This window comes from Rhizobium sullae (genome assembly GCF_025200715.1).
In the GTDB taxonomy this organism is placed as follows: Bacteria; Pseudomonadota; Alphaproteobacteria; order Rhizobiales; family Rhizobiaceae; genus Rhizobium; species Rhizobium sullae.
In genome coordinates, this window is sequence record NZ_CP104143.1 from 1,413,509 (window position 1) to 1,433,727 (window position 20,219).

Genomic DNA, 20,219 nt, shown 5'->3' on the forward strand with positions numbered 1-20,219 from the left:
CCTCAGACCGGATCGCGAAAATCGTCAACGCGATCCGGCTCCGACAGTCTGGCGCTACTCGTTGATCTCGGGCTCGATAAGCCTTGCCAGGTTTCGCAGCGACTCCTGCCAACCGAGATAGCAAGCCTCGGGCGGAATGACGTCCGGAACGCCTGCCTGCGTTATGTCGACCTCGGTTCCGACCAGCACTTTCTTCAAGGTCACAGTGACGTCCATTTCGCCGGGCAGGTTGGGGTTGTCGAACTTGTCCGTGTAGCGCACGAGTTCGCCGGGGACGAGCTCGACATATTCGCCGCCGAACGCTTCGCTTTTGCCCGTTGTGAAGTTGCGGAAGGACATTTTGAATTTGCCGCCGGCTGTCGGCTCAAAGTGATGCACCGTGCAGGTATAGCCGTTAGGGGGAAGCCACTTGGCGAGCGCGTCCGCCTCGATGAACGCGCGATAGACCTTCTCAGGGCTGGTTGCCAGGACGCGATGCAGGCGTATGGTGTTCGGCATGGTCGTGATCCTTTTTGAATTGACGGAATTGACGATCCTAAGGACGAACGAGGCTTTGCCAATCCGACACCGGATCGATCCGTTACTGAGGTAAAATTACTCAGACCTCGCAACCTTGCGCCCTCGTCGTCTCGCTATAGCCACCGCCTGACGCGGGCCTTGTAGGCCAAATAGACGTCGCCGAATTTCCGTTCGAGATAGACCTCCTCGCGGGCGACCACGCCGTAGCGGATGACGAGATAGAATGGCACCAACAAGACGATGAGCCACAGACTGTCGATGGCGATGGCGACGCCGATGAGGCCGAGGAACATGCCGATATAGATCGGGTTGCGCGTGAAGCGGTAGGGTCCCTCGTCGACAATCGTCGCCGTCGGCTGGGTGGTCTGGATCTGCGTTCCCGCGCGACGGAAGGTCGTCGCCGCCCAGATCAGTAGCGCCAGGCCGGCGAGGAACACGATGCCGCCGAGCGCGCCGGCCGGCATGGCTGCCGGCAGGAACGGCAGCGGATAGAGCCAGTTGAGCACGAGCCCGGCAATTACAGCGAGCGCCCACGCGATCGGCGGCCGCACCGCCGCGCCTGAACTGTCGCGAAAATTCCCGGTCGCCTCGTTCATACCGCCCGTCCGATCTGCTTTCCGCACCGGAATTCTAATGCACGGAGGCGCGTTTTTTGTGACTGCCAGAGCACGCCACGGGTGGCAGTTTACGTCGCTTTGAAAGAGATTTGAAGGTCGAGCGGCGCGGACACCGAAGGATCGAAGTCGGCCGACCCTTCTCCTATGCAAAGCGAAGCGGATTTTGATTTAGGTGCACGTTCTCCGGTTCAGCGGCCATCTGAAAACTTCCGTTCTCCGCCCTGGTTCGAACCCCTGCATCCTGATCGTGCAAGTTCCGCCTTGGATGAAAGTGTGCCCGAGGTACGGAACAAAGAACCCGCCGAGCGTATTAGTCGGGCGAAACGCTGCGTTTGAGCTCCGCCTCGTTCCCGTGAGACTAAGATGGCCATCAACTTCAATCACACTATCCTGTCGGCCAGAGACAGTAAGGCTTCGGCAGATTTCCTGGCTGAGATGCTGGGATTGCCAGCGCCGCGGCGCTGGGGACCGTTCTACATGGTCACGACCGACAACGGCGCCAATCTCGACTATATGCATGCCGAAGGGGAGATCGGACGCCAACACTACGCCTTCCTCGTGGGCGACGCCGAGTTCGACGCGATTTTCAACCGAATTCGCGAGCGGAACATGGGCTACTGGGCTGATCCCGGCCAGAGGAAGCCAGGCGAGATCAATGACCACGACGGTGGACGTGGTCTCTATTTCGAAGACCCGAACGGTCACCTGCTCGAAATCATCACGCGTCCCTATGGCAGTGGCGGCTGGAATCCGTGAACGTGGAGCGAAACGCGCCGGCCCGGCAGCTTCGAGCCAGAAGCTGCCCAGATGTTGCCGACTGGACATCATGCACAGGCTATGCTGCCCCCCTGCCGAGGAAGACGACCATGACCGTCAAACGCATCGTCGCGAACATCGCCGTTTCCGATATCGCAGCCGCCAAGGCTTTCTACCGGGGCATCCTTGGCATGGGCGTTGTCATGGATCATGGGTGGATCGCAACTTATGCGGCGGATGCGAGCGCGAGGCCGCAGGTCAGCTTTGCGACCGAAGGCGGCTCCGGAACGCCGGTGCCCGACCTCTCCATCGAAGTCGATGATTTCGACGAGGTCTATCAGCGGGTCATCCGCGAGGGTATCGCGGTGGAATATGGTCCGGCGAACGAGCCGTGGGGTGTGCGCCGGTTCTATGTGCGTGATCCCTTCGGCCGGTTGGTGAATATCCTGCGACACGCGTAATTTCGCCGCGGTCCTGCAGGAATCCGATGCTTTCCGGCCGGAAAAAAGAAAGCCGGCTCAGGAGCCGGCTGAATCTGGGCCGGCCGGGCAGGGGAAGCGCGAGGCCGGAATTCAAGGATTTTCGTGACTGGCAATAACTGCTTACTATACGCCGAGGCAGCGGAAAAATGGGCGTAACGAGCGCCCTTGAAGCGGTTCCGCAAAGGGATGGGCGGCGGCGCGGAGACCGTTGGTTGCCTCGATACTGCTTATCTCCGAAGAAGATCACCGCTTGATGACAATTAAAACCTGCCGCTGATTTTCTTTCCCATGATCCGGCCTGCTTGGGAGTGGGTAGGTCGCAATGCCGGCTGTTTCGGAGCTTTTCCTTTTTGCACTGATGCTGGCGGCTGCAGGTGCGGTCGCGGATCTGCTTGCCGGTCTCATCGGCATCGGCGGCGGCGCGATCCTCGTTCCGGTCTTCTATCAGGTGTTCGGCTGGCTCGATGTGCCGGAAGTGGTGCGCATGCACCTGTCGGTTGGCACTTCGCTTGCGATCATCGCGGTGGTGCTCATCATTCCGCTGACGATGTATATCGCGCCGATCGGCGCGCACCCACCGGATGAGCAAGCGTCAATTGGAGATCGGCTTCGGCATCGTCCTGATCGTCACAGGCGCGCGGTTTCTCATCAGCATCTACGCATAAAGATGCTTTCGCTGAATAGTCTGTTCAGCGCTGACAGGATGTCAAAGTGTAACAAAGGGGTTATATAGCGGACGAAAAACGAGGAAATACTCAAGAAATCCGCAATGGCACCCATCATTTCCATCCGAAATCTCACAAAAAGCTACGCCAATGGATTCGTGGCGCTGAAGGGCATCGATCTCGATGTCGAGAAGGGCGAGATCCTGGCGCTGCTCGGGCCCAACGGCGCGGGCAAGACCACGATGATCTCGATCGTTTGCGGCATCGTCAATCCGACGGGCGGCGAGGTGCTCGTCGCCGGGCACGACGTCGTCAAGGACTTCCGGGCGACGCGGACGATGATCGGGCTGGTGCCGCAGGAACTGACGACCGACCAGTTCGAGACTGTCTGGAACACGGTGAGCTTCTCGCGCGGGCTGCATGGCAAGAAGCCGAACCCGGCGCATATCGAAAAAGTGCTGCGCGACCTTTCGCTGTGGAACAGGAAGGACAATATGCTGCGCGAGCTTTCCGGTGGCATGAAGCGGCGCGTGCTGATCGCCAAGGCGCTGAGCCACGAGCCGGAGATCCTCTTCCTCGACGAGCCGACGGCGGGCGTCGACGTGACGCTGCGAAAGGATATGTGGCGCGTCGTCGAGAGGCTGCGGGAGTCCGGCACCACCATCATCCTGACGACGCATTACATCGAAGAGGCCGAAGAGATCGCCGACCGCGTCGGCGTCATCAACGGCGGCGAGCTGCTGCTGGTCGAAGACAAGACGGCGCTGATGACGAAGCTCGGCCGCAAGCAGTTGATCCTCGAGCTTGCCGAGCCGCTGGACAGGCTGCCCGACTGTTTCTCCGGCAACGGCCTGTCGCTGGAGCCGGACGGCAACCGGCTGATATACGATTTCGATGCGCAGAAGGAGCAAGAGAGCATCGCCGCGCTACTCACCCGGCTTGCGGCGCAGAACATCCACTTCAAGGATCTTTCGACGCGGCAGAGCTCGCTCGAGGATATCTTCGTGGCGCTCGTGGGAGGCGCAAGATGAACTTCGAGGCCATCAAGTCGATCTATTTCTTCGAAATGGCGCGCACGCGCCGCACACTGCTGCAGAGCGTCTTTTCGCCAGTGATCTCTACCTCGCTCTATTTCATCGTTTTTGGTGCTGCGATCGGCTCGCGCATCCAGGAGGTCGAAGGCGTTTCCTACGGCGCCTTCATCACGCCGGGGCTCATCATGCTGACGCTGCTCGGCCAGTGCATCGGCAACGGCTCCTTCGGCATCTACTTTCCGAAATTCACCGGCACGATCTACGAGGTACTGTCGGCGCCGGTCGCGATGACGGAAATTTTGCTCGGCTATGTCGGGGCTGCGGCGACCAAGGGACTGCTGATCGGGCTCATCATCCTTTTGACGGCCAATGCCTTCGTGGACATCAGGATCGAGCATCCCTTCATGATGATCCTGTTCTTCCTGCTGACGGCGGTCACCTTCAGCCTGTTCGGCTTCATGATCGGCATATGGGCGGGCAACTTCGAGCAGCTGAACCTGATCCCAATGCTCGTGGTGCCGCCGCTCACCTTCCTCGGCGGTAGCTTCTACTCGATCAACATGCTGCCGCCCTTCTGGCAGGCTGTCAGCCATTTCAATCCAGTGCTCTATCTGGTGAGCGGGTTCCGCTGGAGCTTCTACGGTATTGCCGACGTTAACCCTCTGCTCAGCCTCGGGATGATCACCATGTTCCTGGCAATGTGCCTCGCGACGCTCGGCTGGATTTTCAAGACGGGATACCGGCTACGGAACTGATATGATGCAGGCAGTGGCGGAGCCGGGTTTCGCGGAACTTTTGCTGGTTATCGACGCCCAAAAGGCGTTCATGACTGGAGCGGATGCAGTCCCGGATCATCGCGCGCTGGAGACGGCTCTTTCTTCATTGGGGCGGCTCGGAAGGCGTCCCGGCGAGAATGGCAGCGCGGGCGGTGGAATGGTCATTGGGTGACGAGGCCGTTATCGTGGCGTCCGTTGCCGATGTGCACTTCAGGAAGAAGCCCGGCTGATACGGCCGATTCCGGACATGATTGACTGATGGCAATGCCATTCCCTGAAGCTCAGCCTTGCGTCGGGCGGATGTTGTTGACGGCGATGTCGCCTTCGAGGACGCCGCGCCGCAGGTCGCGCCTGCCATGCTCGATCTCGATAACGGTATAGAGCTTGTCGTTGCGGAAGGCGCTGGCGTTGATCGTGGTGACGTCATCGGCAGGTGCGGAATCGATCTCCATGAAATCGAGTTCGCGGCTTGCGGCAACGATGCGGGCATCACCGGCTGTGCGCGCCGCGACCACGACTTCGCCTTGCGAGGGCGAATTCTGCCAGTTCAGGTCGTCGGCGGCCGCGACCGGGACGACGCGGTAGACATTGAGGGCTTCGCCGTCATCCGGTGTGAAAGAGGCTTGCCTGGCGGCATCGTCAATCTGGGCCCGGCTTTCGACCGATTTGCCGAAGCGGGTGCGGCTGATGCCGTTAAATGCCTCCGTGCCGCCGGTCCTGGCGCTGTTCGACATGATCGGCCTCCTTTCCGAGAATGTGCCGCCCTGCAATCAGATCCGGTTGATTGTCGGCAGAAAGGACACGACCTGTCTGCGGCGGGCAGCATCCAGCGTATCGATGCGGTCTGTCCAGAATTGCGCGGCCTCGGGCGTATCCTTTTCCCAGCAGCGGGTGGATACGATGTTATCGTCGATGACAGCGCGGCGATGGCCGCCCAGGCGGATATATTCTTCCGCAAGTTGCTTTGAGGGATTGTCCATGACCAGCGCCTCCTTTCAATCCATTCAACCCAAATGCGGGACGCAAGGTTCCATGGGTTGAAGAATATAGAGCCGGACCTTGACGCTATGCGCCGCTCTTCAAGCGCTCTTTGGTCTCTTCTGAGACGTGTTCAGCGCCACGGCGGCGCGAATGAGCGCCTTCAACGCCGTGTCATCGATCTCGCCGCCCTCGTGGAAATCGATCGCGCGCCTCATGTTGCCTTCGAGGCTGGAGTTGAAGAGGCCTGAAGGGTCCTCCAGCGAGGCGCCCTTGGCGAAGGTCAGCTTCACTTTGTCCTTGTAGGTCTCGCCGGTGCAGATCATGCCGGTGTGTTCCCACACGGGAACCCCCAATATGTTCGAGGGCTTTTTCCATTTCACCTCCTCGACCACGTCCGGGTCGGCCTCCTTGATGAGGGTTCGGATCCGTGCAAGCGTTTCGCCCCGCCAGTCGCCCAGCGCCGCGATCTTTGCATCGATCAACTGCGAGGGAGAGGCTTCGGCTTCCTTCGAGGCGCTGTTCTTCATGGTGTTTGTCGCTTTCTTCCTTGTCAAATTGCTACGTGAGGTGCCACCGAAGCTAGTAAATTGGTAGCAGACTCGTCTAGCGTCGCTCCGTGATCGGCTTACCCGGCCCGCACCCGGAAACTGCCATCCCATGTGCGTTACGGTGTCTGTGACGCCGCAAGCCAGTTCGGCATGCGCTTGAACCTGCTTCAAAACCCAATGTCTATTGAGCTATCGAACACCTGTGTCTGCCGATTAACGAATAGCGGCACGAATGCGCCGTTGGAACTCGGTGTTCGCCAACGTCGTCGTTCATAGGTCGACTCTCATCTTCGGGGCACCTCGCGACTACCCGCTCACATCCGTTCGCCGGGCAATTGGCTGGCCTGCTTCACCCAATCGGCGAACTGCGCTTCGTCGAGTTCGCCCTCATGGATGTCGAGATAGCGCACAGCCTCGTACTTTGACTTTCCCTTCGGTGCGGGTTGCAGCGACACGCCGCGGAAGAAGGTTACTTTCACGTATTTCGTGAAGCAATGAAAGCTGAGGAACCAGACATCGTCTTCCACTCCATAGAAGGGCGAGTTCCATTTGACCGCCTTGCGCACGCCGGGGACGGTGCGCTCGATGAGCGCGTCAAGGCGGCGTCCGAGGTCGCTTTTCCAGCCCGGCATGGCCGCGATGTAGGCCTGCACGGGGGCGTCGCCGTAGCCCTTCGGGATTTGGGGGTTGCCGCCTGAAAGAAGTACCGGCTCTGTGAGGGCCGGTTTGGCCGCGGCCTCCTTCGCCGCCTTTGCTGGTTGCCTGGGTGTCTTGCCGTTCATTGCGTTCACGCCTCTCCGCCGATGCGCCGTTCGCCGCGCCACTGGGTGATATAGGGCAGAACGAACATGTAGAGACCGGTGAACAAAAGCAAAAACAGCGGCGGCAACGGCGAATAGACGATCCAACCGGGAGGTTCCCCCAATCCCATCGCGACGAAATTTGCGATCACCGTCACTGTGAAGACGATGGACAGCCAGCGGTGGAACTGCCGAATGCAATTATTCCAATTCAATGGGACCTCCTTGGCGGAATTTCACGTTCCATGATCTGCTCCAGCCGTTCGAGAATGTGCGGCCAGCCGCTGCCCATGCCCTTGTAGCCTGCTTCGTCCTGCGGACGGAATCCCGACTGCTCCATTCGCACCAGCGTGTCGTTGTCCGCCGGCGTCAAAGTCCAGGTCACCACAGTGCTCAGGCCACTGTCCGATTCCGTTCCGTCGCCCCAGCGATAAACGAGCCGCTTGGGCACATCCACTTCCAGCACTTCGCAGTTGGTGATGCCCGACCAGCCGGGCATGGGCTTTGCACGAAACTGGAAGCGATGACCGACGGTCGGCTCGAAGTCGTTTTGCATCAGCCATTCGGCGATGAGTTCGGTTTGCGTGAGCGCGCGCCAGATCCTCTCCGGAGGATGCTGCATTCTGCGCTCAACGACGATGCTTTTGGTCTCGGTCATGGCATCACCTCACTCCGTCCGCTCTAGGACCTCTTCCAGTTTCGCAAAGAACTGCTTCCAGCCTGCCTTTGCGCCGCCGTAGGCCTGCTTCTGATCCGGCCGGAAGCCCGACTGCTCCATACGCAGGTGGGTGCCTGCGCTTGTTGGCGTCAGCGTGAAGGTCACCACGCTTTGCAGATTGTAGGCAGCATCGTCATGTGCGAAGTTCCAGGTGTAGGACAGAGTTTTGTTCGGCTCGACGGCGAGGACCTCGCAGTCCAGCACGCCGCCCCAGTCTCCGCGAAGATTGAAACGGTGGCCTATGTCAGGCTTGAAGTCGTTCTTCATGAGCCACTCCTCGATCAGGTGTGGTTGTGTGAGCGCGCGCCAGATCCTGTCTGGTGGATAAGGGATCTCCCGTTCGACAACGACGGAAAGCGTTTCGGTCGCGGGTTTGTTCATTGGTCCATCCTTTTGAGCAAGTCTTCGAGGTCGTCGAACCGGCTCTGCCAGAAGCCGGCCATCTGGCTTGTCCAGTCGATCAGCGGGGCCAAGGCGCCGAGCTGCGCGCTATAGTGCGTGTGGCGGCCTTCGTGGCGGTCGCGCACCAGCCCGGCCTGCTTCAGGACCCCAAGATGCTTTGAAACGACCGGCTGCGAGACCCCGGCCTGAGCCGTCAGAGCCCCGACCGTCTTTTCTCCTTCGCGGCACAGCCGTTCGAAGAGAGCCCGCCGCGTCGGATCGGCGAGTGTTCGGAAGAGCATATCTGCCGCGTTCGACATATGGGACCTATACCCCGTTGGCTATGAATAAACGTATATCCCGTGAGATATGAGTTAGTCAACCAGGTGCGTGGACATGCATAGAGATTGCCGCGCAGTGGGCTCCAAACGAGCATATCCCATCGGCTATGTGTCGTGCATTAACGTCATCGCTTATGCAGAGCTGTAGCGCTGTGGTGACGCGCCTGCTGCTAGTCGCGCATCCTGAGCTCGTCCGTCTGCATCTGCAGGGAACCCAGCGTTTGGAGGAAGCTCATGCCAAGCAGGCTCTGGTCGAGCGCGCCGTCTTCGGCGACGCTGGCGGCGACGCCGGTGCGCACGATGGGGCCGATCGCGACGCGGTCGAGCGTCACCGGCGCGGCGCGGGCGCGGCCATTCGCGGTCATGACGGTCATCGAGTAAGTGAGATTTTCGGGGATGATGCCGATGCGCTCGGCGTCGGCCTGCGACAAGGCCACCATGCTGGCGCCGGTATCAACGAGCATCGGGATCGTCTGGCCGTTGACGGAGACGTCGGCCTCGAAATGGCCGTTCAGCAGCTTGTGCAGGATGATCTCGCTGCCGCCTTCGCTGGTGGTGACGACAACGGCACGGCCGGGCACGAGGCCGGCAAGCAGGCGGTTGCCGACGCCGAGGAGGTCCTGACGGTAGAGATAGACGGTTGCGAGCGCCAGGATGATGACCAGCCAGATCATCAGGTTGCGCATCGTTTCGCCGGCGCTGCGTCGGCTTGCCCAGATGCCGGCCGACAGCATCAGCACGATCGGCAGGAGATAGACCATGCGGCCGAAATCGTCGATGTTCATGCCGAGAACGCGGTCGCTGTCGTGGTTGTAGACGAGGACGGCAAGGCCGATTCCGAGGATCAGAAGGAAGAGCCCGAGCCGGTTCATGAACGTTGCTCCGGCATTGCGGACGTCTCGCGAAGCCGGGTCGCCGGTTCGGCAAAGAGGCGCGCGGCAAGGACAGTCATGATGCGCTGCCTTTCCTCATCCGAATAGGACATCCAGTCGCCGATCTCGGCAAGCGTGCGGCCGCAGCCCATGCAAAAGCCGGTGGCTGTATCGATCGAGCATAGGTGGATGCAGGGCGTTTGCATGAGCAGAATATCGTGATTTCACAAGGCGGTGGCAAGGGCGCAGAAGGCAGCGATTTCGGAAATCTGCTGGGCGGCGCCGAGCGTGTCGCCGGTATGGCCGGCAAGCTTGCGGCGGATATAGAGGGTGAAGGCGATGACCGTGATGCCGGTTGCAAGCAGGCTGCAGACGAGCGCCAGCAGGCCGAGCGCTGGCCAGACGAGAAGGGCCGAAAAAAGGCAGGCGGACACGAGCGCGACATGCATGGCGCTTTCGCCCGGCTGGCCCGAGGCGGCGGCGATGCCGTCCGTCTTTGCGGGCGGCAGACGGTGCCAGTGCCAGACGAGGGCGGCGCGGCTGAGGCAGGCGGCTGCGGGGATCGCGAGGGCGGCGGCAAGCGGGGCGACCTCGCGGGCGATGGCGGCAAGGGCCGCGGCGCGAAGTGCTATCGAGAAGATCAGGGCGATTGCGCCATAGCTGCCGATGCGGCTGTCCTTCATGATCGCCAGCGCATGATCGCGGTCGCGTCCGCCGCCGATGCCGTCGGCGGTATCGGAGAGCCCGTCTTCGTGCAGTGCGCCGGCAATGAGAGACTGGACGGCAAGGCCGACGAGGGCTGCCATCAGCCGGTCGGCGCGCAGCGCAAGCAAGATGAGGAAGGTGAGGGCCGGGATGACCCCGATGACAATCCCGGCGAGCGGGAAGGCGCGCACGGTGCGGCTGAGCTTACCGTCGTCTCCTGAAAAGACCCATTGCGGCACGGGAAGCCGGCTCAGGAAAGCGACGGCGCGGGCAGTGTCGAGCGCATAGGCCTTGATGATCATGTCCCCCATGTCATGCCGGAAAGGTGCGGCGCTTTTGGAGTTGTGACGCCTGGCCGCTGCCTTTAATAGAGTCGCGACGAAAGAAGCCGATTTGCCCGCAAAAGACAAGCAGGCCGGACCTTTGGGACAAAACACAGAATACAAGGAAGCCGCATTCATGAGCGTTTCAGGCCTGCCGTTCGACGATTTCCGTGCGCTGCTGCGCGATCTGCCGGGACCGGATACCCGGGCGCTGGTGGCCGCGCGCGAGCGCGACGCGCAGCTGACGAAGCCGCCGGGCGCGCTAGGCAGGCTCGAGGAGATCGCCTTCTGGCTGGCGGCCTGGACGGGCAGGGCGCCCTCCGTCAACCGGCCGCTGGTTGCGATCTTCGCCGGCAACCACGGCGTGGCGAGACAGGGCATCACGCCCTTTCCGCCGGCGGTAACGCAGCAGATGGTGGAGAATTTCGCCGCCGGGGGTGCTGCGATCAACCAGATCTGCGTCGCATACGATCTCGGTCTCAAGATCTTCGATCTGGCGCTCGACTATCCGACCGGCGATATCACCGAAGAGGCAGCACTTTCCGAGCGCGATTGCGCGGCGACAATGGCCTTCGGCATGGAGGCGATTGCGGGCGGCACGGATCTGCTCTGCATCGGCGAGATGGGAATCGGCAACACGACGATCGCGGCTGCGATCAACTACGCGCTTTACGGCGGTTCGGCACGCGACTGGGTGGGGCCGGGAACCGGCTCCGAGGGCGAGATGCTGGAGCGCAAGGTTGCGGCCGTCGAGCGCGCCGTCGAGCTGCACCGCGACCATCTGAACGATCCGCTGGAAATCATGCGCCGCCTCGGCGGCCGCGAGATCGCGGCGATGGCCGGCGCCATCCTTGCGGCGCGCGTCGAGAAGATACCGGTGCTAATCGACGGCTATGTGGCGACGGCGGCGGGCGCCATCCTGCATGCGGCCAATCCGTCGGCGCTCGATCACTGCCTGATCGGCCATGTCTCCAGCGAACCGGGGCATCTCAGGGCGATCGAGATGCTCGGCAAGACGCCGCTTCTGGCGCTCGGCATGCGGCTCGGCGAGGGTACGGGTGCAGCCCTTGCCGCTGGCATCGTGAAGGCCGCGGCAGCCTGCCATTCCGGAATGGCGACCTTCTCGCAGGCGGGCGTCACCAACAAGCACTGAGTGCTACAGCTTTTATCAGGCGGGTGACGGATGCTTGCGGCGGAAGCCTGGAACCGGTATTCGCATTTTGACCGATGGGCGGTGGCTGCGGCCGCCGCCGACTGCAAGACGAGGGCGCACCTTGACCAAACCTGCCATAGGCAAACTGACGGGTATGAGCCATTTCTTCGCTGCCGCCGCCTATTCCTGGGCGGGCTTCCAGCGCCTGATCAGGGAATCGGCCTTCCGGCAGGAGCTGCTGTTCGCCGCCGTTTCGCTGATCCTGCTTGCCGCCGTCGGGGCGTCGCTGTGGGAAGTGATGATCGCCGTCGTGCTTTTTCTGGTGCTCTTCGCTGTCGAGGCGCTGAACACGGCAATCGAAGAGGTGATCGACCGCATCTCGCCGGAAATCTCGATGGTCGGCAAGCATGCGAAGGATCTCGGCTCGTTTGCCGTCCTCTGCGCGATTGCCGCATGCGGGCTCTATCTCCTCTTCGCGATCGGCACGCACCTGATTGTGATCGTTTTCGCTTAGAACGGCGGCCGTATCAAGAAGACGACGATTGTCGCGCTCGCCCGCGCCTCCCGAAGTGTTCTTCGGTTGTTACTAATGCTCTGGCCCATTCAGGTTGCTGTCAGCTTCGCCCAATAGCTAGTGTCGGATGGAAAGCGGTCTTTCTGATCCACGCCTTCGCAGTAACGTTTTGATCGTGGCGCTGCTCAACTTCGTCTTTTTCGGGGTAGAGTTCGCCGTCGCCCTCTCCATTGGTTCAATTTCACTTTTTGCCGACAGCATTGATTTCCTAAAGGGCGCTTCTGTCAGTGTCCTGATTGCGTTCGCGCTCGGATGGTCGATGAAGGCGCGGACGCGAGTGGGCATGGGGCTTGCCGGAATACTGGTCCTGCCCGCTCTGGCGCTGCTCTGGGCACTTTGGAGCAAATTCAATAATCCGATTCCGCCGGAGCCATCTACGCTCTGGCTGACGGGGGCGGTCGGTCTGATCGTTAACTGGAGTTGCGCTTTCCTGCTGGGACGGTTCCACAGCGTCAGCCTCGCCCGGGCCGCCCTTCTTTTCGCCCGCGCCGATGCCGTCGCCAATGTGGCGATCTTTCTGACCGGCCTCGTCACCGCCTACGTTTGGCAATCTGTCTGGCCTGACGTGATCGTCGGCCTTGCCATAGCCGTTATGAATGTCGATGCCGGGCGTGCGGTTTGGAGAGCCGCACACGAAGAACACAAGGCTGCAGTTTAGAACCTGTCATGTCGGATGAAGAGCTCATTGCGCCTACCGCGGCGCCTTAACGCGCTCACGATGCCGCACCTCGTCGGTTAAAGATGTCTGCGAATCATTCGCAAAGCCGGATGCCTGCTTCGTTGTCTATCTTCAAACCGCTTTACTTTCGCGGAAGTTGCCGCGTTTCTTGAGGATTCTGATTACGCCGGCCATCAGCCCGATAAGCGCGATCAAAGCGGCGAGCAGCAACAGGTATGACCGGTTCGCGGTCGGTTCCGGGACGGCGAGGTGTTCATAGATATCCACCGACAGCAACGCGATCACGGTGGCCGAAATCGTCGAATAATCCTTGCCGATCACCCGCTTCAGGTTGAATGCCATCCCTTCGGTGGCTTCGGCGAATTTGCGGAAGCGCGGTATCCAGCGCGGCACATCGGCGCAATAGACCCGGTATCCTTCGCCGAACTTGCCCTCGAGGTAATCTTCCTCCGCATAGATGATGCACTGGTACATGAACAGGAATGACGCGATGCCGGTTGTGACCACCTGCGGATCGCCGTGCATCAGGAAAACGGCCGCGTAGATGAGCAGATTGCCAACGTACAAGGGGTTTCGGCAGATTCCGAACATACCCTCGGTCACGAGGTTTTTGGCGTAGACTTTCTTGTTCAGGCCGCCGCGTTGAATATAAGCATAGCCAATGACGGTGGCACGGAGGGCCAAACCGGAAAGCGCAACGAGCACGGCGACGACGTCCTTGACGCGCGCCAGCGTCGTGCTGCCCAGTGTCTCACTCGGCGGCGGCGCAACGAGGAACAGCAAGAGAATTATGATCGGAAAAGCCTGGTTTCGGTGTCGGAACAGAAAGTTCCCGATGCGGATCATCGACGATTTCATGTAGGTGCCTTGCTCTTCCGCTCTTACTTGACCGCAACGATCCCGCAGAAATTGTACCAACGGAAGAAAACCTCGACATGCCGGAAGCCTGTTTCCTTCAGAAGCAAGACGTTCTCTTCGAGGCGATAGGGGATTAGTACGTTTTCCAGCGCCTCACGTTTTTTGGCGATTTCAATATCCGAATAACCATTCCGCCGCTTGAAATCGTAGTAATGCTGGATGAACAGACGATTGAAGGTCGTATCCTCGCTGGTCAGTTTCTCGATCAGCAGCAGGCAGCCTTGCTCGTTCAAACCTGAATAGATCATCTTCATCACCCGTTCCCGGTAAAGCGGACGGATGAATTGCAGGGTCAGCAGCATTGTGACGACGCTGGCGTTCTCCATGTAAAGCCCCTCGTGAAGATCGGCGGTAACGAGATCGATCGGCCGCTGCGCGCTCTTGCACGCGACCTTCTGGCGGGCTTTTTCCAGCATGTCCGGCGCGTTGTCGATGCCGATGAACTTCACCCTCGGATCCAGGATGGGATCGAGCGTCAGCAATGTGGTCGCGGTCGAGCAGCCGATGTCGTAGAGATTGGTGTTGGGCCTGGCAAAATCCTGGGCCAGCTCGCACACCATGCGCTGCATTTCTTCATAATGCGGCACGGAGCGGCTGACCATGTCGTCGAACACGTCGGCGACCTTGGCATTGAAGGCAAAATCTCCGACGGGCTGGTCGTGCTCACTGAAGACCTCGTCCCTTTTCTCGGACTGCAGGATTTGGTGGGTCTGAAACAGGCTCACGGCACGCTTGGCCATTCAACGGCTCCCTGGCTGGCATCGTGGTTTCGCGAGGGTGGGAGGTGGTTTCCAGTCAGGACGCGACAGACGCCTGTGCCGCTAACACGCTTCACCCCGCTCGCGTGACAATGCATCCGAAGCTGACAGCAACCTGAAAAGCAGCGAAATTTCCGAATTCCGGAATCGCGGCATTAGTCTATGGTGGCGCGTTCAGGGCGAAGGGAGCATGGTTTGCGTATTCTTCTAGTCGAGGATGACGGCACGATCGGCGAGGCGGTGCGCGACCACGTCGCCGCGTCTTCGCACGCGGTCGACTGGGTGCGGACGATCGCCGATGCCGCTGCGGTCAGGGAGGCCGTCGAATACGGCCTGATCCTTCTCGACCTACAATTGCCGGACGGCAGCGGCATCGACTTTCTGAAATATATGCGCCGGCTCGAGGATACGACGCCGGTGATCATTCTCACGGCCCGGGACCAGATCTCCGACCGGATCGAGGGGCTCAACGGCGGCGCCGACGACTATCTGGTAAAGCCCTTCAACCTTGATGAACTGGAAGCCCGCATCATGGCGGTGTCGCGCCGCTATCGCGACACGCCGCATCTGTTGCTTCGTTTCGCCAACATCGAGATCGACCGGCCGAACCGTGAGCTTGCCGTTTCCGGCGAGAAGGTCATGCTGACGAGCCGGGAGTGGGCGATCCTCGACATTCTGGCGGCCCGGCCCGGAGCGGTTGTCGCAAAAGACCGGATCGAAGACGCTCTCTACGCCTTTGGGCAGGAAATCGAAAGCAATACAGTCGAGGTCTACGTCAGCCGCCTGCGCAAGAAGCTCGGCAAGGACCGGATCAGGACGCAGCGCGGCCTCGGCTATAGTTTGGAAGACAGATGAAGCGCGAACCGAGCCTCATCCGCCCGCTGATCCTTGGTATCACCGGCGTTGTCATCATCTTCTGGCTCATCGCCGTCGTGCTCAGCATCCAGGTCATGCGCCATGAGTTCGACGAGATCTTCGACAGCGCGCTGCAGGAAACGGCGCAAAGGCTTTCCGCACTCATCGTCGACGATGTCCGCCATGTTGACGGTGCCGATCCCGAAGACACCGAAAGGCCGGTCCCTCGCCGTTCGCGGGAATATCTGACCTATCAGCTGCGCGATGCCGAAGGTGGCTTGGTGCTGCGCTCGGCGGATGCATCCGCCGAACCGTTCGATGCCCCGCTCGCGAACGGTTTCCACGACACGGACAGATACCGGATCTATACCGCGAGAGCCGGCGATGGCCTTTCCTTTCTGCAAGTTGCCGACCGATTGGACGAGCGCCGCGAGGCCGTGCGCGAAAGTGCCCTTATCCTGCTCGTTCCGCTCCTGGTCCTGGCTCCGGCCTGCGTGCTGGCCGTCTGGCTGATCGTCCGGCGGGCGATGCGACCGATCGATACGCTGAGGCAGGAGATTGCGACCAAGGACGGTGGCAACATAGCGCCCGTCGATGCGGGCCATTTGCCAAGGGAGCTGCTGCCGATCGCGCGCTCGATAAATCTGCTGCTCGAAAGGCTCGGATCCGCGCTCGACGCCGAACGGGAATTCACCGCTAACAGTGCGCATGAACTGAGGACGCCGATAGCCGGGGCACTCGCCCAGACCCAGCGGTTGATCATCGAGCTCGAGGATGGACCCGCGCGCCGGCGCGCTCGCCAGATCGAGGCCTCACTCGTCGGGCTCGGCCGGCTGGCCGAGAAATTACTGCAGCTTTCGCGCGCCGAGGCCGGGATCGGCGGGAGCGACAAGTCGGCCGATCTTCGCAAGGTGCTCGACCTGATCGTCGACGATTTTCGGCGGGACAGCCAAAGCGCCGATCGCTTGCGCTATCAGGTGGCGCCCGGCGCCACACTCGTTCGCAACGCCGACGTCGATGGATTTGGCATCGTAATGCGCAATCTCATCGAAAATGCGCTTATTCACGGGGATTCAGCCGTTCCGGTGACGATCAGCCTGGAGCGAAACGGCATTGTCCGGATCGTGAACGGCGGGGCTCCCTTGTCGGAGACGGAACTGCAGGGCATCAAGAAGCGCTTCCGCCGTGGAAAGACCAATACCGCCGGCTCCGGTGTCGGCCTGGCTATTGTCGAGAGCATTGCCGTGCAGATGGGAGGGGAACTGGAGCTATTTTCCCCTCCGCTCGAAGCTAGCTCCGGGTTCGAAGCCCGTTTAACGATCCCAGACCGTGACCAGAACCAGTATGCCTAATAGCGGTTTTCCCAGGCGAATGTTCGTCCGATCCTAGAGACGATGCTCAACCGCTCTACCGGTCGAATTCAAGGATAGATCTTGTCGAGGAATCACGGCTGCAGCCATTCGCAGTCGACTGCCGGGCAACGTCGCTGAAGTAAACAGAGGGGGCGGGTGTCACGCCGCCGATCGCGAAATCCTCCGGTTCTTTGCCGCGCACCACCGGCGCGACGAAGAGATCCTGCAAATAGCAGGAATCGCTGAGGCTCCAGGTCGAGCGGTGGAAGATATAGTGCACGAAACCCACAGCCTCACCGCCAGCAAAGGCCAGCGCGCCGTGCACCGGTTCGGCTTCATCCAGGAGGCGGGTCCAGGTGCGAGCATGGACCCTGGCATCCAGTGTGCTACCGTCGAAGTCGAGATATTGTGCCCACAGCGAACGCCATTGCGCGTGCTCATCGTCCTACAGCATGCGAATCATTGCGTTTCTTATTCCCTCAAGCGACAGATCCGGTCGCATGCCAGCACGGCGCAAGCAAACCCTCGACCAGCCGATTCAAGCAAAGCTCTTCCGCTTGCGGGACACTGCCTGCGCTTCCTCGACGGCGGGCAGGCTCTGCAGCACGCGTTTGGCGGGCAGGATGGCAATCACTTCGGTGCCTTCGCGCAGCTTGGATTTCAGGACGAACTGGCCGTCGTGCTTGGCAAGGATTGCCTGGACGATCGGCAGGCCGAGGCCGGTGCCCTGTTCGGCGCTCTTGATGGCGATAGAGCCCTGGCCGAAGGCGGAGAGTACGACGGGGATTTCATCCTCGGGGATGCCAGGGCCGTTGTCCTTGATCGAGATGTACTGGCCGCCGCCTGCCGTCCAGCCGACCTTGACGTGGATTTCGCCGCTTTGCGGCGTGAACTTCACGGCGTTCGACAGCAGGTTCAGCACCACCTGCCGCAATGACTTCTCGTCGGCCCAGACCGACGGCAGCTCCGGTTCGAACTGCTGGGTGATGGAAATGTTCTTGCCCCTGGCGCGCAGCTGCACCATGCCAATGCAATCTTCCGCGATATCGAGGAGCGAGATCGCTTCTTCGATGAGTTCGTATTTCCCAGCCTCGATGCGCGAAAGGTCCAGGATCTCGTTGATGAGGTTCAACAGGTGCTGGCCGGAGCGGTGGATGTCGTTCGTGTATTCCTTGTAGGTCGGGTTGTTCAGCGGGCCCATGACCTCGGCCGACATTACCTCGGAAAAGCCGAGGATGGCGTTCAGCGGCGTGCGCAATTCATGCGACATGGAGGCCAGGAAGCGCGACTTGGCAAGGTTTGCCTCTTCCGCCCGCCGGCGCGCTTCGTCTGACATGGACTTGGCGACTTCGAGCTCGGCGATCAGGTCATCCTTTTCCGACTGGAAGGAGAGGATCTTGAGGTTTTGCTGGAAGAGCCGGTCGCTGATGTAGTTGAAGAAGATGACGGTCGTCGTGAAAATGGCTGCGAGGCTCAGCTCGAGCAGGTCGCGCGAGATGCCGGCCTTTGCGGCGAGCGCCACGACGGAGGGTGCGAAGGCAACGAGCACGGCGGGCGTCAGCATGAAATTCGACATGGCGGTGACGGAAAGGGCGATCAGCAGCGTTGCGCCCTTATACAGGATGAAGCCGGAAGGATCGCAGGCGTTGCACTCCTGGAGCGCGAAGACGGCCCAGCAACTGCCGATCATCAACTGGCCGAAAAGCAGGACACGGCGCCATTTGCGCGCCGCTTCCGGAGATATCTCTTTCTTGCGGGCGCGGCGCACGAGATAGATGTTTGCCGCATAGGCCGTCAGCGTCAGCACGGCCCAGAGGAAGGTCTGCGTATTGCCGGTGAAATAGATGCCGAGCGCGGCAGTGGTGATGACGAAGAGCGGCATGATCGACGCGCCCTGAAGGAAGGCGCTCATATACATCCTGAGCGCGTCCCGATCGAAGGCGGCGGCGGAGGAATGGCCGGATTGCAGACGCTCGCGCGTCCGCCGCACAGCCCGGGAGACAGGCTTGTTGCGGTGACTGCGGGATTTGTCGACGATAATCTTATCGGTCGATGTGCTAACGCCGGTACTCATGTGCACAATGATGCTTGATCCGCGGATGGTTCCACCGTAACCCGCAATTCTTAAGAAGTTGTTTGCCATTTTTGCCAAGGGTTTGTTTTTCAAGGAGGCGAAAGCGTGGCGCGTGGTTTCAGAACGATACGCGACGGTGTCACCGCTTTCGCAATGCTCGCCCTGATCTGGCTGATCGCCGCAAAGCTCAACGACGCACCCGATACCGTGCACGCCGGGCAGTTTCATGCGGCAGACGGCGATAGCCTGACGCTCGGAGCCGAGCGCATGCGGCTGAGGGGCATCGATGCGCCGGAACTCAACCAGAGCTGTGAGCGCGGCGGAACACGCTGGGCCTGCGGCTGGGAGGCAAGAGAGACGTTGCAGCGGCTGGTGGCCGGAAGCGATACTCGATGCGGCGGCGGCGAACGGGACCAGTATGACCGGCTGCTTGTCGTCTGCCGGAGCGGCGGCATCGATCTCAATGCAGAGATGGTCGCCAGAGGCATGGCAGTCTCCTATGGGAACTACGAGCGGGAAGAGGAGCGGGCGCGCGTGGAAAAGGCAGGTCTCTGGGCGGGGACATTCGAGCGGCCGCGCGACGTGCGCGACCATGAGCGCGAGCGCTCTGGCTTCGAGGATGTGAGGCGCCTCATCGGGCAGGTGACGGGATGGGAGTGACGGGCAACATGATCCTTGCGGATCTGCATGGCGAAATCGCGCGCTGTCGCGTCTGCCGTGACACGCCGCTGCGGGCCGACGATCCGCTGCCGCACGAGCCGCGCCCGATCGTCGTGATGTCGTCTGTTGCGCGCATATTGATTGCGGGCCAGGCGCCGGGGCTCAGGGTGCATGAAAGCGGCATTCCCTTCAACGATGCCTCCGGCGACCGTTTGCGCGGTTGGCTGCAAGTGGACCGCGAGACATTCTACGACCCGGACCGGTTCGCGATCGTACCGATGGGCTTCTGCTTTCCGGGCTACGGCGCCAAGGGCAGCGATTTGCCGCCGCGGCGGGAATGCGCGCCGCTGTGGCGCCAGAAGGTGATCGACCGGATGCCGCAGATCGAGCTGGTGCTGACCGTCGGGCAATATGCGCAGGCATGGCACATGGGCGGCTTGCGCCAGCCGAACATGACCGAAACGGTGAAGGCGTGGCGCGAGACGCTGTTTTCAAACCTAAGCCCGGCGGTGTTGCCGCTGCCACATCCGAGCTGGCGCAACAGCGGCTGGCTGAAGCGCAATCCCTGGTTCGAAGAGGAACTGCTTCCTGTACTGCGCAATAGGGTAAAATTGCTCATATCCTGAAACAAAATTCTTTTCGCGCGCCGGAATCGCGTTATATAGAGAAAATAATTCG

Annotated in this window: 29 protein-coding genes and 1 pseudogene; 13 read left to right on the plus strand and 17 right to left on the minus strand. The window is 60.9% G+C overall.

Annotation, left to right across the window (positions count from 1 at the left end):
- Positions 1-54: 54 nt before the first annotated feature.
- Entirely contained in the window at positions 55-498 is a 444-nt protein-coding gene (locus N2599_RS07095; RefSeq protein ID WP_027511905.1) for an SRPBCC family protein, read from the minus strand.
- Positions 499-632: 134 nt separating this feature from the next.
- Positions 633-1,115 (minus strand): methyltransferase family protein, encoded by a 483-nt coding sequence (locus N2599_RS07100; protein ID WP_027511904.1) that lies wholly within the window; start codon positions 1,113-1,115, stop codon positions 633-635.
- 384 nt (positions 1,116-1,499) lie between these two features.
- Between N2599_RS07100 and N2599_RS07105 the strand changes: the two genes are divergently transcribed.
- From N2599_RS07105 to N2599_RS07130, 6 genes and pseudogenes are all read left to right on the plus strand, one after another.
- Positions 1,500-1,892, plus strand: a complete 393-nt coding sequence (locus N2599_RS07105; RefSeq protein ID WP_027511903.1) for a VOC family protein — start codon at positions 1,500-1,502, stop codon at positions 1,890-1,892.
- A 110-nt stretch (positions 1,893-2,002) separates the two neighbouring features.
- Positions 2,003-2,353 (plus strand): VOC family protein, encoded by a 351-nt coding sequence (locus N2599_RS07110; RefSeq protein ID WP_027511902.1) that lies wholly within the window; start codon positions 2,003-2,005, stop codon positions 2,351-2,353.
- Positions 2,354-2,696: 343 nt separating this feature from the next.
- A pseudogene (locus N2599_RS07115) lies at positions 2,697-2,894 on the plus strand (sulfite exporter TauE/SafE family protein); the annotation flags it as partial.
- 249 nt (positions 2,895-3,143) lie between these two features.
- Positions 3,144-4,070, plus strand: a complete 927-nt coding sequence (locus N2599_RS07120) for an ABC transporter ATP-binding protein (protein WP_027511900.1) — start codon at positions 3,144-3,146, stop codon at positions 4,068-4,070.
- Positions 4,067-4,828, plus strand: coding sequence for an ABC transporter permease (locus N2599_RS07125; RefSeq protein ID WP_027511899.1), 762 nt, complete (start codon positions 4,067-4,069; stop codon positions 4,826-4,828). The genes N2599_RS07120 and N2599_RS07125 overlap by 4 nt, the downstream gene beginning before the upstream one ends.
- A gap of 83 nt (positions 4,829-4,911) precedes the next feature.
- Positions 4,912-5,079: a hypothetical protein gene (locus N2599_RS07130; protein WP_209444078.1), complete on the plus strand. Its 168-nt coding sequence runs from the start codon at positions 4,912-4,914 to the stop codon at positions 5,077-5,079.
- Positions 5,080-5,130: 51 nt separating this feature from the next.
- Here the strand turns inward: N2599_RS07130 and N2599_RS07135 are convergent, their stop codons facing one another.
- The 11 genes from N2599_RS07135 to N2599_RS07185 all read right to left on the minus strand — a co-directional run bounded on the left by N2599_RS07135 (position 5,131) and on the right by N2599_RS07185 (position 10,497).
- Positions 5,131-5,583, minus strand: a complete 453-nt coding sequence (locus N2599_RS07135; protein WP_027511897.1) for a hypothetical protein — start codon at positions 5,581-5,583, stop codon at positions 5,131-5,133.
- A 36-nt stretch (positions 5,584-5,619) separates the two neighbouring features.
- Positions 5,620-5,829, minus strand: coding sequence for a hypothetical protein (locus N2599_RS07140; protein WP_037142889.1), 210 nt, complete (start codon positions 5,827-5,829; stop codon positions 5,620-5,622).
- A gap of 99 nt (positions 5,830-5,928) precedes the next feature.
- Positions 5,929-6,357 (minus strand): DUF1801 domain-containing protein, encoded by a 429-nt coding sequence (locus N2599_RS07145; RefSeq protein WP_027511895.1) that lies wholly within the window; start codon positions 6,355-6,357, stop codon positions 5,929-5,931.
- Positions 6,358-6,692: 335 nt separating this feature from the next.
- Complete coding sequence (locus N2599_RS07150) at positions 6,693-7,160, minus strand: DUF1801 domain-containing protein (RefSeq protein WP_027511894.1); 468 nt, start codon at positions 7,158-7,160, stop codon at positions 6,693-6,695.
- Between the two features lie 5 nt (positions 7,161-7,165).
- Positions 7,166-7,393 (minus strand): hypothetical protein, encoded by a 228-nt coding sequence (locus N2599_RS07155; RefSeq protein WP_027511893.1) that lies wholly within the window; start codon positions 7,391-7,393, stop codon positions 7,166-7,168.
- Positions 7,390-7,836 (minus strand): SRPBCC family protein, encoded by a 447-nt coding sequence (locus N2599_RS07160; protein ID WP_027511892.1) that lies wholly within the window; start codon positions 7,834-7,836, stop codon positions 7,390-7,392. The genes N2599_RS07155 and N2599_RS07160 overlap by 4 nt, the downstream gene beginning before the upstream one ends.
- Before the next feature lie 9 nt (positions 7,837-7,845).
- Complete coding sequence (locus tag N2599_RS07165; RefSeq protein WP_027511891.1) at positions 7,846-8,277, minus strand: SRPBCC family protein; 432 nt, start codon at positions 8,275-8,277, stop codon at positions 7,846-7,848.
- On the minus strand, positions 8,274-8,597 hold the full coding sequence (locus N2599_RS07170; protein WP_027511890.1) for an ArsR/SmtB family transcription factor: 324 nt from the start codon (positions 8,595-8,597) through the stop codon (positions 8,274-8,276). The genes N2599_RS07165 and N2599_RS07170 overlap by 4 nt, the downstream gene beginning before the upstream one ends.
- A 191-nt stretch (positions 8,598-8,788) precedes the next feature.
- Positions 8,789-9,490 carry a TIGR02281 family clan AA aspartic protease gene (locus tag N2599_RS07175; protein WP_027511889.1) on the minus strand — a complete coding sequence of 234 codons (702 nt, stop codon included), beginning with the start codon at positions 9,488-9,490 and terminating at the stop codon, positions 8,789-8,791.
- The gene (locus N2599_RS07180) at positions 9,487-9,696 is read right to left on the minus strand and encodes a DUF1289 domain-containing protein (protein ID WP_027511888.1); all 210 of its coding nucleotides are present in this window, start codon (positions 9,694-9,696) and stop codon (positions 9,487-9,489) included. Before N2599_RS07180 ends, N2599_RS07175 begins: the two co-directional genes overlap by 4 nt.
- An 18-nt stretch (positions 9,697-9,714) precedes the next feature.
- Complete coding sequence (locus N2599_RS07185) at positions 9,715-10,497, minus strand: adenosylcobinamide-GDP ribazoletransferase (protein WP_027511887.1); 783 nt, start codon at positions 10,495-10,497, stop codon at positions 9,715-9,717.
- Positions 10,498-10,654: 157 nt separating this feature from the next.
- Here N2599_RS07185 and cobT point away from each other — a divergent pair, with 157 nt between their 5' ends.
- From cobT to N2599_RS07200, 3 genes are all read left to right on the plus strand, one after another.
- The gene (gene cobT / locus N2599_RS07190) at positions 10,655-11,671 is read left to right on the plus strand and encodes a nicotinate-nucleotide--dimethylbenzimidazole phosphoribosyltransferase (RefSeq protein ID WP_027511886.1); all 1,017 of its coding nucleotides are present in this window, start codon (positions 10,655-10,657) and stop codon (positions 11,669-11,671) included.
- A 121-nt stretch (positions 11,672-11,792) separates the two neighbouring features.
- The gene (locus N2599_RS07195; RefSeq protein WP_027511885.1) at positions 11,793-12,185 is read left to right on the plus strand and encodes a diacylglycerol kinase; all 393 of its coding nucleotides are present in this window, start codon (positions 11,793-11,795) and stop codon (positions 12,183-12,185) included.
- Positions 12,186-12,312: 127 nt separating this feature from the next.
- Positions 12,313-12,903, plus strand: coding sequence for a cation efflux transmembrane domain-containing protein (locus N2599_RS07200; protein WP_027511884.1), 591 nt, complete (start codon positions 12,313-12,315; stop codon positions 12,901-12,903).
- 132 nt (positions 12,904-13,035) lie between these two features.
- Here N2599_RS07200 and N2599_RS07205 read toward each other — a convergent pair whose 3' ends face one another.
- On the minus strand, positions 13,036-13,629 hold the full coding sequence (locus tag N2599_RS07205; RefSeq protein ID WP_245209275.1) for a methyltransferase family protein: 594 nt from the start codon (positions 13,627-13,629) through the stop codon (positions 13,036-13,038).
- A gap of 176 nt (positions 13,630-13,805) precedes the next feature.
- Complete coding sequence (cmoA, locus tag N2599_RS07210; protein ID WP_051336706.1) at positions 13,806-14,582, minus strand: carboxy-S-adenosyl-L-methionine synthase CmoA; 777 nt, start codon at positions 14,580-14,582, stop codon at positions 13,806-13,808.
- 213 nt (positions 14,583-14,795) lie between these two features.
- Here cmoA and N2599_RS07215 point away from each other — a divergent pair, with 213 nt between their 5' ends.
- Together N2599_RS07215 and N2599_RS07220 are read left to right on the plus strand one after the other, a co-directional pair.
- Positions 14,796-15,455 carry a response regulator gene (locus N2599_RS07215; protein WP_027511881.1) on the plus strand — a complete coding sequence of 220 codons (660 nt, stop codon included), beginning with the start codon at positions 14,796-14,798 and terminating at the stop codon, positions 15,453-15,455.
- Positions 15,452-16,807 (plus strand): ATP-binding protein, encoded by a 1,356-nt coding sequence (locus N2599_RS07220; RefSeq protein WP_027511880.1) that lies wholly within the window; start codon positions 15,452-15,454, stop codon positions 16,805-16,807. Before N2599_RS07215 ends, N2599_RS07220 begins: the two co-directional genes overlap by 4 nt.
- A gap of 55 nt (positions 16,808-16,862) precedes the next feature.
- Here N2599_RS07220 and N2599_RS07225 read toward each other — a convergent pair whose 3' ends face one another.
- Both N2599_RS07225 and N2599_RS07230 read right to left on the minus strand, forming a co-directional pair.
- On the minus strand, positions 16,863-17,132 hold the full coding sequence (locus N2599_RS07225) for a GNAT family N-acetyltransferase (protein WP_084606569.1): 270 nt from the start codon (positions 17,130-17,132) through the stop codon (positions 16,863-16,865).
- 213 nt (positions 17,133-17,345) lie between these two features.
- Positions 17,346-18,881, minus strand: coding sequence for a sensor histidine kinase (locus N2599_RS07230; protein WP_027511879.1), 1,536 nt, complete (start codon positions 18,879-18,881; stop codon positions 17,346-17,348).
- A gap of 105 nt (positions 18,882-18,986) precedes the next feature.
- Between N2599_RS07230 and N2599_RS07235 the strand changes: the two genes are divergently transcribed.
- The gene (locus N2599_RS07235) at positions 18,987-19,541 is read left to right on the plus strand and encodes a thermonuclease family protein (RefSeq protein ID WP_027511878.1); all 555 of its coding nucleotides are present in this window, start codon (positions 18,987-18,989) and stop codon (positions 19,539-19,541) included.
- Between the two features lie 8 nt (positions 19,542-19,549).
- Positions 19,550-20,167 carry a uracil-DNA glycosylase family protein gene (locus N2599_RS07240; RefSeq protein ID WP_027511877.1) on the plus strand — a complete coding sequence of 206 codons (618 nt, stop codon included), beginning with the start codon at positions 19,550-19,552 and terminating at the stop codon, positions 20,165-20,167.
- The last annotated feature ends 52 nt before the right edge of the window (positions 20,168-20,219 follow it).

Coding starts and splice junctions, on each gene's coding strand:
- N2599_RS07095 (WP_027511905.1), bottom strand. CDS start 498: ATGCCGAACACCATACGCCTGCATCGCGTCCTGGCAACCAGCCCTGAG.
- N2599_RS07100 (WP_027511904.1), bottom strand. CDS start 1,115: ATGAACGAGGCGACCGGGAATTTTCGCGACAGTTCAGGCGCGGCGGTG.
- N2599_RS07105 (WP_027511903.1), top strand. CDS start 1,500: ATGGCCATCAACTTCAATCACACTATCCTGTCGGCCAGAGACAGTAAG.
- N2599_RS07110 (WP_027511902.1), top strand. CDS start 2,003: ATGACCGTCAAACGCATCGTCGCGAACATCGCCGTTTCCGATATCGCA.
- N2599_RS07120 (WP_027511900.1), top strand. CDS start 3,144: ATGGCACCCATCATTTCCATCCGAAATCTCACAAAAAGCTACGCCAAT.
- N2599_RS07125 (WP_027511899.1), top strand. CDS start 4,067: ATGAACTTCGAGGCCATCAAGTCGATCTATTTCTTCGAAATGGCGCGC.
- N2599_RS07130 (WP_209444078.1), top strand. CDS start 4,912: ATGCAGTCCCGGATCATCGCGCGCTGGAGACGGCTCTTTCTTCATTGG.
- N2599_RS07135 (WP_027511897.1), bottom strand. CDS start 5,583: ATGTCGAACAGCGCCAGGACCGGCGGCACGGAGGCATTTAACGGCATC.
- N2599_RS07140 (WP_037142889.1), bottom strand. CDS start 5,829: ATGGACAATCCCTCAAAGCAACTTGCGGAAGAATATATCCGCCTGGGC.
- N2599_RS07145 (WP_027511895.1), bottom strand. CDS start 6,357: ATGAAGAACAGCGCCTCGAAGGAAGCCGAAGCCTCTCCCTCGCAGTTG.
- N2599_RS07150 (WP_027511894.1), bottom strand. CDS start 7,160: ATGAACGGCAAGACACCCAGGCAACCAGCAAAGGCGGCGAAGGAGGCC.
- N2599_RS07160 (WP_027511892.1), bottom strand. CDS start 7,836: ATGACCGAGACCAAAAGCATCGTCGTTGAGCGCAGAATGCAGCATCCT.
- N2599_RS07165 (WP_027511891.1), bottom strand. CDS start 8,277: ATGAACAAACCCGCGACCGAAACGCTTTCCGTCGTTGTCGAACGGGAG.
- N2599_RS07170 (WP_027511890.1), bottom strand. CDS start 8,597: ATGTCGAACGCGGCAGATATGCTCTTCCGAACACTCGCCGATCCGACG.
- N2599_RS07175 (WP_027511889.1), bottom strand. CDS start 9,490: ATGAACCGGCTCGGGCTCTTCCTTCTGATCCTCGGAATCGGCCTTGCC.
- N2599_RS07180 (WP_027511888.1), bottom strand. CDS start 9,696: ATGCAAACGCCCTGCATCCACCTATGCTCGATCGATACAGCCACCGGC.
- N2599_RS07185 (WP_027511887.1), bottom strand. CDS start 10,497: ATGATCATCAAGGCCTATGCGCTCGACACTGCCCGCGCCGTCGCTTTC.
- cobT (WP_027511886.1), top strand. CDS start 10,655: ATGAGCGTTTCAGGCCTGCCGTTCGACGATTTCCGTGCGCTGCTGCGC.
- N2599_RS07200 (WP_027511884.1), top strand. CDS start 12,313: ATGGAAAGCGGTCTTTCTGATCCACGCCTTCGCAGTAACGTTTTGATC.
- cmoA (WP_051336706.1), bottom strand. CDS start 14,582: ATGGCCAAGCGTGCCGTGAGCCTGTTTCAGACCCACCAAATCCTGCAG.
- N2599_RS07220 (WP_027511880.1), top strand. CDS start 15,452: ATGAAGCGCGAACCGAGCCTCATCCGCCCGCTGATCCTTGGTATCACC.
- N2599_RS07230 (WP_027511879.1), bottom strand. CDS start 18,881: ATGAGTACCGGCGTTAGCACATCGACCGATAAGATTATCGTCGACAAA.
- N2599_RS07240 (WP_027511877.1), top strand. CDS start 19,550: ATGATCCTTGCGGATCTGCATGGCGAAATCGCGCGCTGTCGCGTCTGC.